This is a genomic window from Radicibacter daui (assembly GCA_030657355.1).
GTDB classification, from domain to species: Bacteria; Pseudomonadota; Alphaproteobacteria; order Radicibacterales; family Radicibacteraceae; genus Radicibacter; species Radicibacter daui.
Map to the genome: position 1 here is coordinate 1117930 of CP131056.1, position 13541 is coordinate 1131470.

Sequence of the window (13541 nt, forward strand, 5' to 3'; positions counted from 1 at the left end):
GAGGCGATCCGAGCCATGGCCGGTCATTCCCAGTTTAAAAACATCATGCACCGCAAGGGTGCGCAGGACGCCAAGCGGGCCAAGATCTTCAACAAGCTCGCGCGTGAAATCACCGTGTCCGCCAAGACCGGTGGCGGCCCGGACCCGTCCGGTAACCCGCGCCTGCGCTCGGCCATTATCGCCGCGCGTGCCGCCTCCATGCCGAAGGATCGCATCGAGCGCGCCATCCAGATGGCCTCGGGTGCCGGCAAGGACGATAACTACGAAGAGATGCGCTATGAGGGTTACGGCCCCGGCAGCGTCGCCGTTATCGTCGAGGTGCTGACCGACAACCGCAACCGCACCGCGCCGGAACTGCGCGCCGCCTTCTCCAAGAATGGCGGTGCCCTGGGCGAAACCGGGTCGGTCGCTTTCTCCTTCAACCGCGTTGGGCTCATCACTTACCCGCTGTCGGTGGGCGATGCCGACAAGGTGCTGGAAGCGGCCATCGAGGCCGGTGCCGAGAATGTCGACACCACCGACGAGCGCCATGAAATCACCACCCCGGTGGAAGAGTTCGCCGCCGTGCGCGATGCGCTGGAAGCAACGCTGGGTGAGGCGGGCGAAAGCGGTCTCGTCTGGCTGCCGACGACCATGACCCCCGTCTCTGACGAGGACAAGGCGCGCTCGCTGATGAAGCTCATCGACGTGCTGGAAGATAATGACGATGTGCAGAAGGTCTATACCAACGCCGATATCGCCGAAGATGTGATGGAGCGTCTGGCCGCCGAGTAATCCTGCGGGCGACCTTGCGGATCAAAAAACAAAACCCCGGCGGAGCCTTCCGCCGGGGTTTTGTTTTCTTGTCAGTCCCCGGGCCCCGGTATCGGCGGCAGGGGCGGAGCGTCGAGCCCGGTAAAGGGGTCGCGCCAGGCCTCCAGCGCCTCAAGCCGGCCATACCAGCGCGCAAGGGCCGGATAGGTCTCCAGCGGCAGCCTTGCCACCTCGTTGAAGGGCAGGAATGTCGCCATGCGGAAGTCGGCATGGCTGAGCGTGCTGCCAACCAGCCAGTCCCGGGTGGCAAACTCGGCTTCAAGAATGGCAGCGGCGGCGTGGAAGCGTTTGAGCCCGGCTTCGACAAGGCGCGGGTCGATAGGGCCGATGCCGTAGCGCTGCTTGGTACCGCGCTCGAAATGCACCATGTCGCAGGCGCGCACGAAGTTTTCCTTGCCCCAGCTGATCCAGCGGATCATGTCGGGCTCATCCTCCCCCCGGCGCCAGAAATCCGATCCGGCGGCACGGGAAAGCCGGCAGGCAATCGCATCGGCCTCCCAGAGGCTTTTGCCGCCTTCCACCAGAATGGGGATGGAAAGGTTGGGGTTCAGCGGTCGGTAACGCTCCGCCTGTCCCGGGGCAAAAGGCTCGGCAAATTCAAAGTCGATGGTCAGGCCGAGCTGGCGCGCTACCGCCACGGCAAGGCGCGGATTGGGGTTGCGGCTGAAATAAAGCTTCATCTTCCCTTGTTCCTCCCTCAAGCGGTCTGATGCCGGTTTGATCTGTTTTTGTTCTCTTTTGCCGGCTAGTCTGTCATCAAGCTGCGGCCAGATACAGAGTTGATGCAGATTTGAAAAAGGAAGACCCGATGCGCCTGCTCGGCCTCGACCCCGGATTGCGCCACACCGGCTGGGGCCTCATCGAACAGGAAGGCAGCCGCCTGACCTTCGTGGCGGCGGGCGCCGTCGATACCGATGACAAGCTTCCTCTCGCCGAACGTCTCGTCACCCTGCATGACGGGCTTTTGAAGGTCATCGAGAGCTTCCGGCCGGACGAGGCGGCGGTGGAAGAAACCTTCGTCAACAAGAACCCCGTCTCCACCCTGAAGCTGGGCGTGGCGCGTGGCGTGGTACTGCTGGTGCCGGCCAAGGCCGGGCTGCCGGTCTATGAATATCCGGCAAACCTCATCAAAAAATCTGTGGTGGGAGCGGGGCACGCCGCCAAGGAGCAGATCCAGGCCATGGTCCGGGTGCTGCTGCCGACCGCGCAGCTGAAAAGCGCGGATGCTGCCGATGCCCTGGCCGTCGCCATCTGTCATGCCCACCATGCCTCCACCCACCGCAAGATCGGCGGCAAGATGAAGGGATCGGCGCGCTAGGCCTCCGGCGCCCCTTTCGGGCACCTAGACCGGGCGTGCGCCGAAAACCGGGGTTGGCCGGTACCCGGCACGGGCAAAAGCGTCTTCCAGCAGCCGTTTGCTGCGCCCTGCGGCCTTCAGTTGCCGCAGCGTCGCCGAGAGCGGCGCGGCCAGCGCCTCATGGCGGGCGCGGTAGAGATAGGCGTGGCCGGTGGTGATCTCCATCAGCCCGGCCTCGTGGATTTTCGGGCCGTGTTCCAGCGCGTCATAGGCGCCGTCGGTGGACATGTAATCGTAGACGGCGTCCGCCTCGTCCAGATAGAGGCTGGCGCGGCCCGCCTGCAGCAGCATCAGGCCCTGCTGCGGGCTTTCCACCCGGTCAATGCGCCCGCTGACGCCATATTGCTCCAGCCGGGCCTCGATCTCGCTGATGCCGCGCCGGGCGGCCACCCGCCCGTCATAACTGCGCAGCCACTGCCAGCCGGTCACGTCCATGGCGGCGTCGGCACTGAAGGCGCTGAAACGCACGGTGTTGTTGGGCTCGTCGATGCGGACCATTTCCGGATAAAGCCTGCCGAAGGCATAGACACGCCCGAGATCGCCATCCGCCTGCCCGCTGCGGTCCATGGCAACGGCGCGGTTTGGCGGCACCTCCACGAACCGGAAGTCGAGGCCCATCTGATCCAGCGCTTCGGTGTAGAGCGAAATCAGCCACTGGGTGCGCGGTTCGGCTTCCGGGCGGCTGGAGACGAAGGAGAGCTGCTGCCGGGCAGCTCGTGCCCGGCGGGGGCGGGCCAGCGTAAAACCGCCGGCGGCCAGCAGGGCACCCGCAAGCAGTGTTCGCCGTTTTACCGGTTCCATCGGCGCCACCCTCCGGATCTCGTCGCCGGCGGCTCATGCTCACGCGGCGATCCAGCCTACATATTTATGATAATATAAACAGCTTGCCGCCCGGCTGCCTATCGCCGAGTGCAGCCGTTGGTGCGGGATTCTGGCCGGTTTGAAGTCGCCGGATCAGGCCGGCCGTTCGCCAAAGACCGGGCTCGGATGATAACCGGCTCTGGCAAGCGCGGCGGCGAGGATATCGCGGTGGCGGCCTGCCGCTTTCATCTTGTGCAGAACCTCGGCCAGAGGCCCTGCCAGCGCCTCGTTGCGGGCGCGGTAGAGATAGGCATGGCCGGTTGTGGCTTCCATGACCCCTGCCTCGGTAATCGCCGGGCCGCCGCCAAGTGCCTTGTAGCCGGCATCGGTCGACATGTAGTCGAATACCGCCTCCTCGACGTCGAGATAAAGATCGATGCGCCCAAGCTGAAGCTGGCGCAGGCCCTGCTCGATGCTGTTGACGGCTTCGCCCGGCGCATGGGGCAGGCGGGTCTGCAGCGCCGCCTCGATCTCCTTGATACCCAGGCGGGTGGCAACCCGGCCCTGATACTGGTCCAGCCAGTTCCAGCCGGAAATGCTGCGGCTGGCGTCGGTGGCGAAGGCGACGAAGCGCACCGGGTTGTTGGGTTCTTCCACACGGATGAGTTCGGGATAAAGGTCGCCGAAACTGCGGACGCGCCCCAGTTCTCCATCCACTTCACCGCCCCTGCTCATGGCCGTTGCCCGGCCGGGCGGCACGTCGACAAAACGGAAATCGAGCCCCAACTGGTCCAGCGCCTCGCGATAGACGCCGATCAGCCACTGGGTGCGGGGGTCAGCCTCGGCACGGCTGAAGACAAAGGAAAGTTCACGCCGCCCGGCCCGCAGCATGGCGGGGGTGCCCAGCAGCAGCCCGGCGGCGGTTGTCTGCGCCGTACACGTCAGTATCTGTCGCCGTGCGAGCAGGGGCATCTCTGGTCGTTCCGCTCTGCTTACGCGAAGGAGGCTGCCGGCGCAGTGCGCCGGAGGTGAGGGTGCCTTATGTCCCGGATCATACCCCCGCCCTCCGGCACTTGCCCACCGGTACGCTCGTATAGGCAGCGGCTGAAGGTCGATCAGACGGGGCGCTGGCCGAAGAGCGGAGCAGGGTGGTAACCGGCCCGGGCAAAGGCTTCGCTCAGCAATTGCTGGCTGCGCCCGGCCGCCTTCAACTGCCGGAGGATATCCGACAGCGGTATCGCCAGCTTTTCATGGCGGGCCCGGTAGAGATAGGCGTGGCCGGTCGTGGTCTCCATGAGGCCTGCCTCGCGAATGGGCTGCCCGTGCGCGAGCGTGTCGTAGGCCGCATTGGTCGACAGGTAGTCGAAGACCGCATCCGCCACATCGAGATAAAACGTCACCCGGCCGGCCTGCAGCAAAAGCAGTCCCTGTTCCGGTGTTGTCACGATATCGGCGCGGCCCTGTATCTGGAGCTTCTCCAGCCGCGTCTCGATCTCCCGGATACCCCGCCGGGTGGCAATGCGGCCCTTGAAGTTTTCCAGCCACTGCCAGCCGGCAATCTCCGGGCTGTCGCCAGCGGCAAAGGCGCTGAATCTCACGGTATTGTTGGGCTCTTCCACCCGCACCATCTCCGGGTGCGCCGCACCGAAGGCATAAGCACGGGCCAGATCGCCGTCCACCTCGCCATTTGTCTCCATAGCAACGGCCCGGCTGGCCGGCACATCGACAAAAACAAGGGTAAGGCCAAGCTGCCCCAGCGCTTCGCCATAAAGGCCGATCAGCCACTGGGTGCGGGGATCGGCTTCCGGCCGGCTGGAGACGAAGGAGAGTTGCTGCCTGACGGACGCCGCCGGGAGTGCAGCGGTGAGTACCATGCCTCCGGCAGCCAGCAGCGAGCCCGCCAGCACGCGCCGCCGCTCAAGCGCCTTCATGGGCCTATCCTCCGGGGTGCCTGCCCCGCAACTGGATGCTGCGGAGTGGTCGCGGTTCTTCTGTTTTCGATAATATAGGGCGCGGCAGCCCGTTGGCAAAACCAGGGGGCTGATACCGGCTGGTCTTCCGGACAGGGTCAGCCCGGGCGCGGACCGAAGAGTGGCCGGTCACGGTATCCGGCTGCCGAAAGCGCCTTGTCGAGCAGCAGGCCGCAGCGGCCGCTTGCTTTCATCTCCCGCAGTTTTTCCGCCAGCGGCATCGCCAGCTCGCCGCAGGTGCCGCGATTGAGAAAGGCGTGACCCGTCTGCTGCTGCATCACCCCGGCCTCGATGATCGGCAGGCCGCGTTGCAGCGTGTCATAGGCCTCGGGGGTGGAGAGGTAGTCGTAAACGGCTTCCTCGATATCGAGATAGAGGCCGGAGCGGCGGAACTGCAGCAGCTTCAGCCCCTGCGCCGTGTCGTTGACGCCCAGGACCCCGAGTTCGGGGTGATTGGCAAAATGGGCTTCGGCCAGCTTGATGCCGCGCCGGTAACTCAGTTGATAGGGGTAATCGGCCAGCCAGTCCCAGCCTTCGACCCGCTCCAGCTGGTCGGTGCCGAAGGCAGCCAGGCGCACCGTGGTGTTGGGCTCTTCCACCCGCACCAGTTCAGGGTAAAGGTCGCCATAGTCCGACATGCGGCCGAGGTCGCCATCCACCTCTCCACTGCGCGCCATGGCCGTTGCCCGGTTCGGCGGCACATCAAGGAAGCGGAAGCCATAGCCCAGCGCTGCCAGCGCCTCGCGATAGAGGGCGATCAGCCACTGGGCGCGCGGGCTCGCCTCCGGCCGGCCGAAGACGAAGGTAAGGGTGCGCTCCCGCGCGCGGCCGGGGCCCGTGCGAAATCCGCAGGCGCAGCCGATCGTCGCTGCCGCCAGCATCACTGTGCGTCGCCCCACAAGGCCCATCCGCCGTCCCCGCGCCGGTATCTGTCATGTTCCGGTATGCATGCTGGCAGAAAGAGATTTGCAGAAGCTTAAGCCGGAGCGGATATCTCGCCCGGCTTGGTTTACCTTCCGGCCTGTGGCTTTTTCCGTGGGTTAGCTGTTTGCCGGGGTATCCTGCGGCTGGGCCGGCGCTGTCGGGGCAGCCAGTGGATTGGCCTTGGCGACGAGGTAGGAGCCGTGGCTGACACCCAGAAGCCAGACAAATCCCGGCGAGAGTTTCGGCAATTCGCTGATCAGGTCCGCGCCATGGAGCGTTACCAGCATATCGGCGCTGTAGACGCCGAGCAGCAGCAGGGTGACGGCAAATTGCTGCACCTTGGCAAGATCGACAGTGGCGGCGCCTGCCGTATCGTCGCTGCGGAAAAGGTCAGTCCAGCGGGCAAGGGACGGGTCGCGCCAGCCGAAGATCTGGCCCTTTTCGGTCATGTCGCCCGGATCGGCGCCGAGCTGGTCGATGGCCTGGTTTTTGGCGGCCGCCGGCGCCTGTGGCCGGGTGCTTTTGGCGTTGAGGATTACCGGCGCGCTGACAAGGGAAATGCCGGCGATGCCGATGGCGCCCAGCAGGTTGGCGTCAATGTCGAAATCCAGCGGGCCCTTGTAGCTGCCGGCTTCGATGCCGAGCCCGGCGATGTTGCAGAGCGCCGCCGAAAACACACTTCCCAGCACCACGATGCTCCAGCCGGCCATCTGGAAACGGGAGAGGCTGATCTTGTTGCGGCTATCGATCAGGATACCGCCCCAGCGGCCGGTCAGGCCCTGGCCGGCAAAGGCAAACAGCAAGGTCAGGGCGGCAACCAGCCCCGCCCATATCCAGGGGCGCAGTACTGTGCAGGCTTCCCGTGATTTTACGGCACAGAGTTCCGGCGCAAAACCGAGCGTTATCCACAGGGCCGCAACGATGAGGATCAGCAGGCCCCAGAAATAGAGCCCGGAAAAAATCTCGCGCTTCATGCTTCCGCTCCCGGCTGGCACATCGCTCCCCCGGGGCATGAACTTATAGAAAATAGATTTTTGTAAGGTTAATTTTTTCTTCTGGTTGTGTCTGGCTTTCAGGCCAGTGCCACCGCCTCGACCTCCAGTGCCACGCCGTAATGCAGCGCCGGCACCGGCACCACGCAGCGCGCCGGGCGGTGGGCGCCGATCCAGTCGGCATAAAGCCGGTTGAAGGCGCCCCAGTGCTCCACATCGGCCACATAGACACGTACCTGAACCAGCTTCTCCCGGCTGGTGCCGGCGCTTGCCAGCACGGCGTCGAGATTACGCAGCACCTGCCCCGCCTGCTGCTCGAAGGGTTCGGCGGAAAGCAGCTTGCCCTCGCTGGTGGAGGGCAAAAGGCCGCTGACATAAACCATGCCGCCGGCAATCGCGGCGTGGGAGTAGTGGCCGGCCGGGGCCGGCAGTTCGGCGGCGTTTACCAGCAGCGGCCCCGTTTCCTTCATGCTGCCCCCTTGAGGCACAGCTCGGCGAAGGAGGCGAGGTCCACATTGCCGCCGGAAATCACGATGCCCACGCGCTTGCCGGCAATGTCTTCCCCGGCGGCGAAGGCGGCGGCAATGCCAAGGCAGCCGGTCGGCTCCACCAGCACCTTCATGCGGCTCGCCATGAACTTCATGGCCTCAACCAGCTGCGCATCGCTCACCGTCACCACCTTTTCCACCAGCGCCTGCAGTACCGGGAAGGTCAGGGTGCCAAGGCACTGGGTCTGCGCGCCGTCGGCAAGCGTTCTGGGCACGGCAATCTCGACCAGCTTGCCTTCGGCAAGGCTGCGCTGGCCGTCATTGCCGGCTTCCGGCTCCACGCCGATCACACGGCAAGCCGGGTTCAAAGCCTTCGCCACGGTGGCCGCGCCGGAGAGCAGGCCGCCACCGCCAAGCGGCACGAACAGCACGTCCGGCACGCCGCCCATCTCCTCCATCTGCTCGAACATTTCCAGCACCGCAGTGCCCTGACCGGCCATGATGTCCACATGGTTGAAGGGCGGGATCAGCTCCAGCCCGCGCTCGGCGGCAAGGCGTTTGCCGATGGCGTCGCGGTCTTCCTTGCCGCGCTCATAAATCACCACCTCGGCGCCATAACCGCGGGTTGCCGCCAGCTTCACCGCCGGGGCGTCATGCGGCATCACGATGGTGGCGGGCGCCCCCAGCAGCTGCGCGGCAAGGGCAATGCCCTGGGCATGGTTGCCGGAGGAAAAGGCGATGACGCCGCGCTTCTTCTGCTCGGGCGAAAGGCGGGAGATGGCGTTATAGGCCCCGCGGAACTTGAAGGCGCCCACACGCTGCAGGTTCTCGGCCTTGAAGAACAGGCTGGCCCCGGCCATCGCATCGGCTGTTCGCGAGGTCAGCACCGGGGTCACATGGGCAACGCCGTTTATGCGCTCACGCGCGGCCTTCACATCGTCAAAGCTGATGGCAAGCGGGCCGGTAGCGGGCGAGGCGGTCATGATCTTCTTGTCCGTATGGGGATTTGAAAGACGGGCGGGAGAGTTGATTGGTGGCAGCAGCCGCGGCCCGGGGCAATCGCGAAATCTTGATGAGCGCCATTAACGGGTGTGATGGCCGGCGCGGAAGGAAGGCTCCGATAAAAAAGCCGCCCGGGTTCCGCCGGGCGGCTTTTTCGGTGCAGGGCAGACTTAAGGGCGCGCGGGGATGTTGAGCGCACGCTCGATAGCCGGGCGGGCAAGGCCGCGGGCAAGCCAGGCGGGCACATGCTTGAGGCTGGCGTAATCCACCAGTTCGCCGGCCTCATAGAAACCATTGATGTTGCGCACCCAGCCGAGCAGAGCCATGTCGGCGATGGTGAACGCGTCGCCCATGATCCACTGGCGGGTGGCAAGCCGGTCTTCCAGCACGCCCAGCAGGCGCTTGCTCTCGGCGGCGTAACGGTCGCGCGGGCGCTTGTCCTCATATTCGCGGCCGGCGAATTTGTGGAAGAAGCCCAGCTGGCCAAACATCGGGCCCACTGCTGCCATCTGGAAGAAGACCCACTGCAGCGTCTCGTATTTGAGCGCAGGATCGGTCGGCAGGAACTTGCCGGTCTTCTCGGCCAGATAGACGAGGATGGCGCCGGATTCAAACAGGCCGAACGGCTTTCCGTCCGGGCCGTCGGGGTCAATGATCGCCGGAATCTTGCCGTTGGGGTTCAGTGACAGGAACTCCGGCGTCCAGGTTTCGTTGGCGCCGATATTGATGGTGTGCGGCTCATAGGCGAGCCCGGTCTCCTCCAGCATCATCGACACCTTCACCCCGTTGGGAGTGGGCAGCGAATAAAGCTGGATGCGGTCCGGGTGTTTGGCCGGCCAGCGCTTGGTAATCGCGAAGGCGGAAAGATCGGTCATGGCGCGGGCGCTTCCCTGTTTGTGGAGGGGGCAGCGGCGGCTGCCCCCTTGTCGCGGAAAGGCCTGACGATACTTGAGCCTCCGTGCGACACAACAGCCTCTGACTGTCCGTCTCGCGCTTATGTGAAGCGCTGCATGTTTCAGGCGTTGAGCGCCGCCACCCCGTGCCAGGCCGTGAGGGCGGCCACGGCGATAAAGAGCACTCCCGCCAGCCGCCCAGCCAGCACGGTACCCTGCGGGCTCGATGTCAGCAGGTGGCGCGCCCGGGCGGCCGCCAGCGCGAGGCCGCCATAGATGCCGAGCTGTGTCAGCACTGTCACCGCGCCCATTGCTACCGCCTGCGGCAGCAGCGCGCCGAATTGCGGGCGCAGGAACTGCGGAAACACGGTGAAGACGAAGAGATAGGCCTTGGGGTTCAGAAGGCAGGTAATCGCCCCCTGGCGGAAGGCGACCCAGGCGCTGCGCCGCGCGCTGCCTTCAACATGGTCGATGACGATGCTGCTTTTCACCAGCGTCACCCCGATCCAGGCCATGTAGGCCGCGCCGACAAACAGCATCACGGTAAAGAGCGAGGGCACGAATTGCAGCAGCATGCCCACGCTGAGCGCACCGAAAGCCGTATGCACGGCCCCGCCTGCCATGATGCCGGCGGTGGCGGAAAGCCCGGCTTTCCTGCCGCCGGTCAGCGCATTAGTCAGCACATAGAGCATGTCCATGCCCGGCACGATGATGATGCCGAAGACGAGCGCAAAATAGACCCAGAGATTTGCCGTGTAGGACATGTCAGTTGTCGCCTGCCAGAGGGGAGGCGGATTTTGGCCTGATGCCTTGTAATCCGCTCTTTTCAGTGCCTCTTATAACAAGCGGCAATGGCCAGCCTTGTGTCAGTTGCGTTGTGCAGGGCGGCGGAAAATTGGGGAAGGGCCGGGGCCATGCGCAAGGCGGCGCGCCTCTTCGAGATCATCCAGATTTTGCGTCTTGCCCGCGGGCCGGTCACGGCGGCGGAAATGGCGAGCCGCATGGAGGTAACGCAGCGCTCGCTCTACCGCGATATCGCCGCGCTGCAGGCCATGCGTGTGCCCATCGAAGGGGAGCGCGGCATCGGTTATGTGCTGCGCCCCGGCTTTACCCTGCCGCCGCTCAATTTCTCCATTGAGGAAACGGAAGCGTTGGTGCTTTCCCTCGCGCTGCTCGCCCGCACCGGTGATAGCGAGATGAAGGCGGCCGCCGCCCGCGTGGAGCAGAAACTGGCAGCCGCCCTGCCGCCGCCGCTGCGCCAGACGCTGAGCGCCCGCGCCCTCCATGCCTGGGGCACGGTGATGCCGGAACCGACGGGGATTGACCTTGCCGGGCTGCGCCGCGCCATCCGCGAGGAGCTGAAGCTTGCCATTGCCTACCACGATGCCGAGGGGCGGGAAAGCCGGCGCACCATCCGCCCGCTAGCGCTCATTTATTATTCCGAGACGGCAAACATCGTCGCCTGGTGTGAACTGCGGCAGGATATCCGCCATTTCCGTACCGAGCGGATCAGAGAAAGCATCCTGACCGGCGAGGGTTTTCCCGGCGAGGGTGATGCCCTGCGCCAGCGCTGGATCTCGGGCTGGAAGGTGCCGGCCTATTGAGTAAAGAAGGGTAGGACCGGGTCGTCGGTCGGGGGCATTTTATGGCGGGAGAGGTGAGTGGAAAAAGCTCTGGAAATACACACTGTCGCGGATTGGATAACCCTCTGGATCGCTGAGGGTCATGGCTCATTGATGATCAAGACGCGAGAGCCACATGGCGATCCAGTTGAACTTGCAGAGGACGAAGCCGTTGCACTCGTAGAGTGCCTTCAGAAGCTTATCGAGCGCATACGTTCATAGGTTGCGGGCTGCCGGATACCGTGCCTCGATCCCGGCGAGGATCAGGTCTACGCCGGCGACAAACTGCTGCCGGTCATTATGGCCCGGCAGGCTGTCTGCCACGCGGTGCACGAAGGGGAATTGCTGCGGGTCCAGCTGTTTCCAGCGTCTGGCCACATCTGCCAGAAAGGGCTCGCGTTCCATGATCTTCGTTGGCAGGCGGGCATTGGCGGCGTTTTGCCCGCCAACACCCAGAATGTAGTTGAGCAGTGCCGAGCCGCAATCGAACAGCGCCTCGTCCGGCACGCCCAGCTTCTGCAGCGGCCCGCCGATGCCCTCGACAATCCGCAGCATGCTGAGCTGCCAGGGTTCGCGGAAAAACTGCGTCCCGACCCAGGGGTGACGGTCGATCATATCAAACATCGCCAGCGCCAGCGTGCGGATGGCGCTGGCCGGGTCTGCCTCCTGCGGCAGGGTGGCAAAGGTCCGGGTCAGCACATCGTCGCTGGCGGCTGCCAGCAACTCGCCCTTGTCGGCCACATGCCAGTAAAGCGCGCCGGCCCCGGTTGAAAGCCGTGCCGCCAGCGCCCGGAAGGTGAGCGCACTTTCTCCTTCCGCATCCAGAATGCCGATGGCCGCCGCCACAATCTTCTCGCGGGAAAGCGCCTCGGTGCGCCGGTCCGCCCTTCCGGGGCGGCTGCGGGCGGCGTTGCGGCCGGATGTCTCTGTTCTGGTCGTCATGCGCGCCATCTTGACAGGACTGGAACAATGTTCCAATTAAATCTCACTGGAACGGCGTTCCAAGCGCATTGCGGCTGGTCCCGCCGGCCCTTCCTGAAAGGCAGAACTGATGACGACACCGGTCACCATCGTCGGGGCAGGCCTCGGCGGCCTTGCCCTTGCCAGCGTGCTGCATCGCCACGGCATCCCCGCCACCATCTATGAGGCCGACGCCTCGCCGGAGGCGCGCAAACAGGGCGGGCTGCTGGATATCCATGAGCATGACGGTCAGGTGGCGCTGAAAGCCGCCGGCCTGCATGACAAGTTCCGTGCTCTCGTCCACGAGGGCGGGCAAGCCTCGCGCGTGCTGGACCAGCGCGGCATGGTGCTGCTCGACCAGCCGGATGACGGCACCGGCGGCCGGCCGGAAGTGCTGCGCGGGGAGTTGCGCCGGCTACTGCTGGAAAGCCTGCCCGAAGGTACCGTGCAATGGGGCCGCAAGCTAACCGGCACCCGCGCGCTGGGCGATAGCTGGCGCACGCTGCTTTTTGCCGATGGCGGTTCTGCCACCACGCGGCTGCTGGTGGGGGCGGACGGTGCCTGGTCGCGGGTGCGGCCTCTGCTGTCGGATGCCCAGCCGGCTTATTTCGGCACGACCTTCATCGAAAGCTGGCTGGAAGAGGCAGATACCCGCCACCCGGCTACCGCAGCGGCGGTTGGCGGCGGCGCTCTTTTTGCGCTGGCGCCGGGCAAGGGCATCTTCGCCCACCGGGAGCCGTCAGGCGTGCTGCACGCCTATATCGCGCTTGGCCGCCCGGCCGAGTGGGTTGGCGGGATCGATTTTACCGACGAGGCTGCCGCCAGGGCGCGTGTTGCCGCCGAGTTCGCCGGCTGGGCACCCCAGCTCACCGCGCTCATTACCGACAGCGATCAGCCGCTGGTGCCGCGCCCGCTCCACACCCTGCCCACCGGCCATCGCTGGGAGCGGGTGCCGGGGGTAACGCTGGTGGGAGACGCCGCGCATCTGATGCCGCCGGCGGGGGATGGCGCCAACCTTGCCATGCTGGATGGTGCCGAACTCGCGCTCGCCATCGTCGCCCATCCCGGCGATATCGAAGCGGCGCTCACGGCTTATGAAAGCGTGATGTTTGCCCGCAGCGAGGCCGCGGCCGCCGGGGCGCATATGATGCAGAAGCTGTGTCTGGGCGAAAATGCGCCCTATGGCCTCGTCGAGTTTTTTGTCGGCGCCTTCCGGGCTGCGTGAGCTGCCGGGGCAGGGCCTCTGCGCCAGCCCCGCCATCTGATAGCCTTTCTTGTCCGGCCCTATGGCGCCGGACAAGAAAGGGGGGGTCGACATGGAGGAGTACAAGGGCGGCTGCCTGTGCGGCGGCGTACGTTTCGTGGCGACAGGCCGGCCTTACCGGGTCGGCATCTGCCATTGCCTTGATTGCCGCAAACATCACGGCGCCCTGTTTTACGCCGCCGCGATGTTTCCGGAAGCAGCAGTAACCATAACGGGCAAGACCCATGAGCATGCGGGCCGGCATTTCTGCCCGCAGTGCGGTTCCTCCGTCTTTGCCCGGTGGGAAGATGAGGTCGAGGTGAGCCTCGGTGCGCTGGACGAGCCCAACCGGCTGAAACCCACCTACGAACTCTGGACCATCCGCCGCGAGGCCTGGCTGCCGCCGTTCCCGCTCGCCCGGCAATATGAGCGCAACCGGGAGAGTGCTGGCCGGTATGAGGACTAGCGGCTAGCCC

General features: G+C 65.2%; 16 protein-coding genes. 5 read left to right on the forward strand and 11 right to left on the reverse strand.

Features of this window, described 5'->3' with window-relative positions; all coding sequences use genetic code 11:
- The first annotated feature begins 15 nt into the window (after positions 1-15).
- Positions 16-774 (forward strand): YebC/PmpR family DNA-binding transcriptional regulator, encoded by a 759-nt coding sequence (locus QTL98_RS05285; RefSeq protein ID WP_445681179.1) that lies wholly within the window; start codon positions 16-18, stop codon positions 772-774.
- A gap of 71 nt (positions 775-845) precedes the next feature.
- Here the strand turns inward: QTL98_RS05285 and QTL98_RS05290 are convergent, their stop codons facing one another.
- On the reverse strand, positions 846-1493 hold the full coding sequence (locus QTL98_RS05290; RefSeq protein ID WP_445681180.1) for a glutathione S-transferase family protein: 648 nt from the start codon (positions 1491-1493) through the stop codon (positions 846-848).
- 128 nt (positions 1494-1621) lie between these two features.
- On the opposite strand from QTL98_RS05290, the gene ruvC reads away from it, so the two are divergent.
- Positions 1622-2131: a crossover junction endodeoxyribonuclease RuvC gene (gene ruvC, locus QTL98_RS05295; protein ID WP_445681181.1), complete on the forward strand. Its 510-nt coding sequence runs from the start codon at positions 1622-1624 to the stop codon at positions 2129-2131.
- A 24-nt stretch (positions 2132-2155) separates the two neighbouring features.
- Here the strand turns inward: ruvC and QTL98_RS05300 are convergent, their stop codons facing one another.
- The 9 genes from QTL98_RS05300 to QTL98_RS05340 form a co-directional block, all read right to left on the reverse strand.
- Positions 2156-2971, reverse strand: a complete 816-nt coding sequence (locus QTL98_RS05300) for a substrate-binding periplasmic protein (protein WP_445681182.1) — start codon at positions 2969-2971, stop codon at positions 2156-2158.
- A gap of 153 nt (positions 2972-3124) precedes the next feature.
- The gene (locus QTL98_RS05305; protein ID WP_445681183.1) at positions 3125-3943 is read right to left on the reverse strand and encodes a transporter substrate-binding domain-containing protein; all 819 of its coding nucleotides are present in this window, start codon (positions 3941-3943) and stop codon (positions 3125-3127) included.
- A gap of 143 nt (positions 3944-4086) precedes the next feature.
- Positions 4087-4902, reverse strand: coding sequence for a transporter substrate-binding domain-containing protein (locus QTL98_RS05310; protein ID WP_445681184.1), 816 nt, complete (start codon positions 4900-4902; stop codon positions 4087-4089).
- A 137-nt stretch (positions 4903-5039) separates the two neighbouring features.
- Positions 5040-5840 (reverse strand): hypothetical protein, encoded by an 801-nt coding sequence (locus tag QTL98_RS05315; protein ID WP_445681185.1) that lies wholly within the window; start codon positions 5838-5840, stop codon positions 5040-5042.
- Between the two features lie 141 nt (positions 5841-5981).
- Positions 5982-6839: a hypothetical protein gene (locus QTL98_RS05320; RefSeq protein ID WP_445681186.1), complete on the reverse strand. Its 858-nt coding sequence runs from the start codon at positions 6837-6839 to the stop codon at positions 5982-5984.
- A gap of 98 nt (positions 6840-6937) precedes the next feature.
- Positions 6938-7327 carry a RidA family protein gene (locus QTL98_RS05325; protein ID WP_445681187.1) on the reverse strand — a complete coding sequence of 130 codons (390 nt, stop codon included), beginning with the start codon at positions 7325-7327 and terminating at the stop codon, positions 6938-6940.
- The gene (locus QTL98_RS05330) at positions 7324-8328 is read right to left on the reverse strand and encodes a threo-3-hydroxy-L-aspartate ammonia-lyase (protein WP_445681188.1); all 1005 of its coding nucleotides are present in this window, start codon (positions 8326-8328) and stop codon (positions 7324-7326) included. The genes QTL98_RS05325 and QTL98_RS05330 overlap by 4 nt, the downstream gene beginning before the upstream one ends.
- 189 nt (positions 8329-8517) lie before the next feature.
- Positions 8518-9222 carry a glutathione S-transferase N-terminal domain-containing protein gene (locus tag QTL98_RS05335; protein WP_445681189.1) on the reverse strand — a complete coding sequence of 235 codons (705 nt, stop codon included), beginning with the start codon at positions 9220-9222 and terminating at the stop codon, positions 8518-8520.
- Positions 9223-9362: 140 nt separating this feature from the next.
- Positions 9363-10004, reverse strand: a complete 642-nt coding sequence (locus QTL98_RS05340) for a LysE family translocator (RefSeq protein WP_445681190.1) — start codon at positions 10002-10004, stop codon at positions 9363-9365.
- Positions 10005-10154: 150 nt separating this feature from the next.
- On the opposite strand from QTL98_RS05340, the gene QTL98_RS05345 reads away from it, so the two are divergent.
- Positions 10155-10844 carry a helix-turn-helix transcriptional regulator gene (locus tag QTL98_RS05345; RefSeq protein WP_445681191.1) on the forward strand — a complete coding sequence of 230 codons (690 nt, stop codon included), beginning with the start codon at positions 10155-10157 and terminating at the stop codon, positions 10842-10844.
- A gap of 234 nt (positions 10845-11078) precedes the next feature.
- Here QTL98_RS05345 and QTL98_RS05350 read toward each other — a convergent pair whose 3' ends face one another.
- A complete protein-coding gene (locus QTL98_RS05350; protein WP_445681192.1) occupies positions 11079-11804 on the reverse strand; it encodes a TetR/AcrR family transcriptional regulator in 726 nt (241 codons plus the stop codon).
- A gap of 109 nt (positions 11805-11913) precedes the next feature.
- Between QTL98_RS05350 and QTL98_RS05355 the strand changes: the two genes are divergently transcribed.
- A complete protein-coding gene (locus tag QTL98_RS05355) occupies positions 11914-13047 on the forward strand; it encodes an FAD-dependent oxidoreductase (protein WP_445681193.1) in 1134 nt (377 codons plus the stop codon).
- 91 nt (positions 13048-13138) lie between these two features.
- Positions 13139-13531, forward strand: a complete 393-nt coding sequence (locus tag QTL98_RS05360; protein WP_445681194.1) for a GFA family protein — start codon at positions 13139-13141, stop codon at positions 13529-13531.
- Positions 13532-13541: the final 10 nt, after the last annotated feature.

What these genes read in the sequence shown, in the direction of transcription:
- QTL98_RS05285 (WP_445681179.1), top strand. Translation starts at nt 16, where the DNA reads ATGGCCGGTCATTCCCAGTTTAAAAACATCATGCACCGCAAGGGTGCG.
- QTL98_RS05290 (WP_445681180.1), bottom strand. Translation starts at nt 1,493, where the DNA reads ATGAAGCTTTATTTCAGCCGCAACCCCAATCCGCGCCTTGCCGTGGCG.
- ruvC (WP_445681181.1), top strand. Translation starts at nt 1,622, where the DNA reads ATGCGCCTGCTCGGCCTCGACCCCGGATTGCGCCACACCGGCTGGGGC.
- QTL98_RS05300 (WP_445681182.1), bottom strand. Translation starts at nt 2,971, where the DNA reads ATGGAACCGGTAAAACGGCGAACACTGCTTGCGGGTGCCCTGCTGGCC.
- QTL98_RS05305 (WP_445681183.1), bottom strand. Translation starts at nt 3,943, where the DNA reads ATGCCCCTGCTCGCACGGCGACAGATACTGACGTGTACGGCGCAGACA.
- QTL98_RS05310 (WP_445681184.1), bottom strand. Translation starts at nt 4,902, where the DNA reads ATGAAGGCGCTTGAGCGGCGGCGCGTGCTGGCGGGCTCGCTGCTGGCT.
- QTL98_RS05320 (WP_445681186.1), bottom strand. Translation starts at nt 6,839, where the DNA reads ATGAAGCGCGAGATTTTTTCCGGGCTCTATTTCTGGGGCCTGCTGATC.
- QTL98_RS05325 (WP_445681187.1), bottom strand. Translation starts at nt 7,327, where the DNA reads ATGAAGGAAACGGGGCCGCTGCTGGTAAACGCCGCCGAACTGCCGGCC.
- QTL98_RS05330 (WP_445681188.1), bottom strand. Translation starts at nt 8,328, where the DNA reads ATGACCGCCTCGCCCGCTACCGGCCCGCTTGCCATCAGCTTTGACGAT.
- QTL98_RS05335 (WP_445681189.1), bottom strand. Translation starts at nt 9,222, where the DNA reads ATGACCGATCTTTCCGCCTTCGCGATTACCAAGCGCTGGCCGGCCAAA.
- QTL98_RS05340 (WP_445681190.1), bottom strand. Translation starts at nt 10,004, where the DNA reads ATGTCCTACACGGCAAATCTCTGGGTCTATTTTGCGCTCGTCTTCGGC.
- QTL98_RS05345 (WP_445681191.1), top strand. Translation starts at nt 10,155, where the DNA reads ATGCGCAAGGCGGCGCGCCTCTTCGAGATCATCCAGATTTTGCGTCTT.
- QTL98_RS05350 (WP_445681192.1), bottom strand. Translation starts at nt 11,804, where the DNA reads ATGACGACCAGAACAGAGACATCCGGCCGCAACGCCGCCCGCAGCCGC.
- QTL98_RS05355 (WP_445681193.1), top strand. Translation starts at nt 11,914, where the DNA reads ATGACGACACCGGTCACCATCGTCGGGGCAGGCCTCGGCGGCCTTGCC.
- QTL98_RS05360 (WP_445681194.1), top strand. Translation starts at nt 13,139, where the DNA reads ATGGAGGAGTACAAGGGCGGCTGCCTGTGCGGCGGCGTACGTTTCGTG.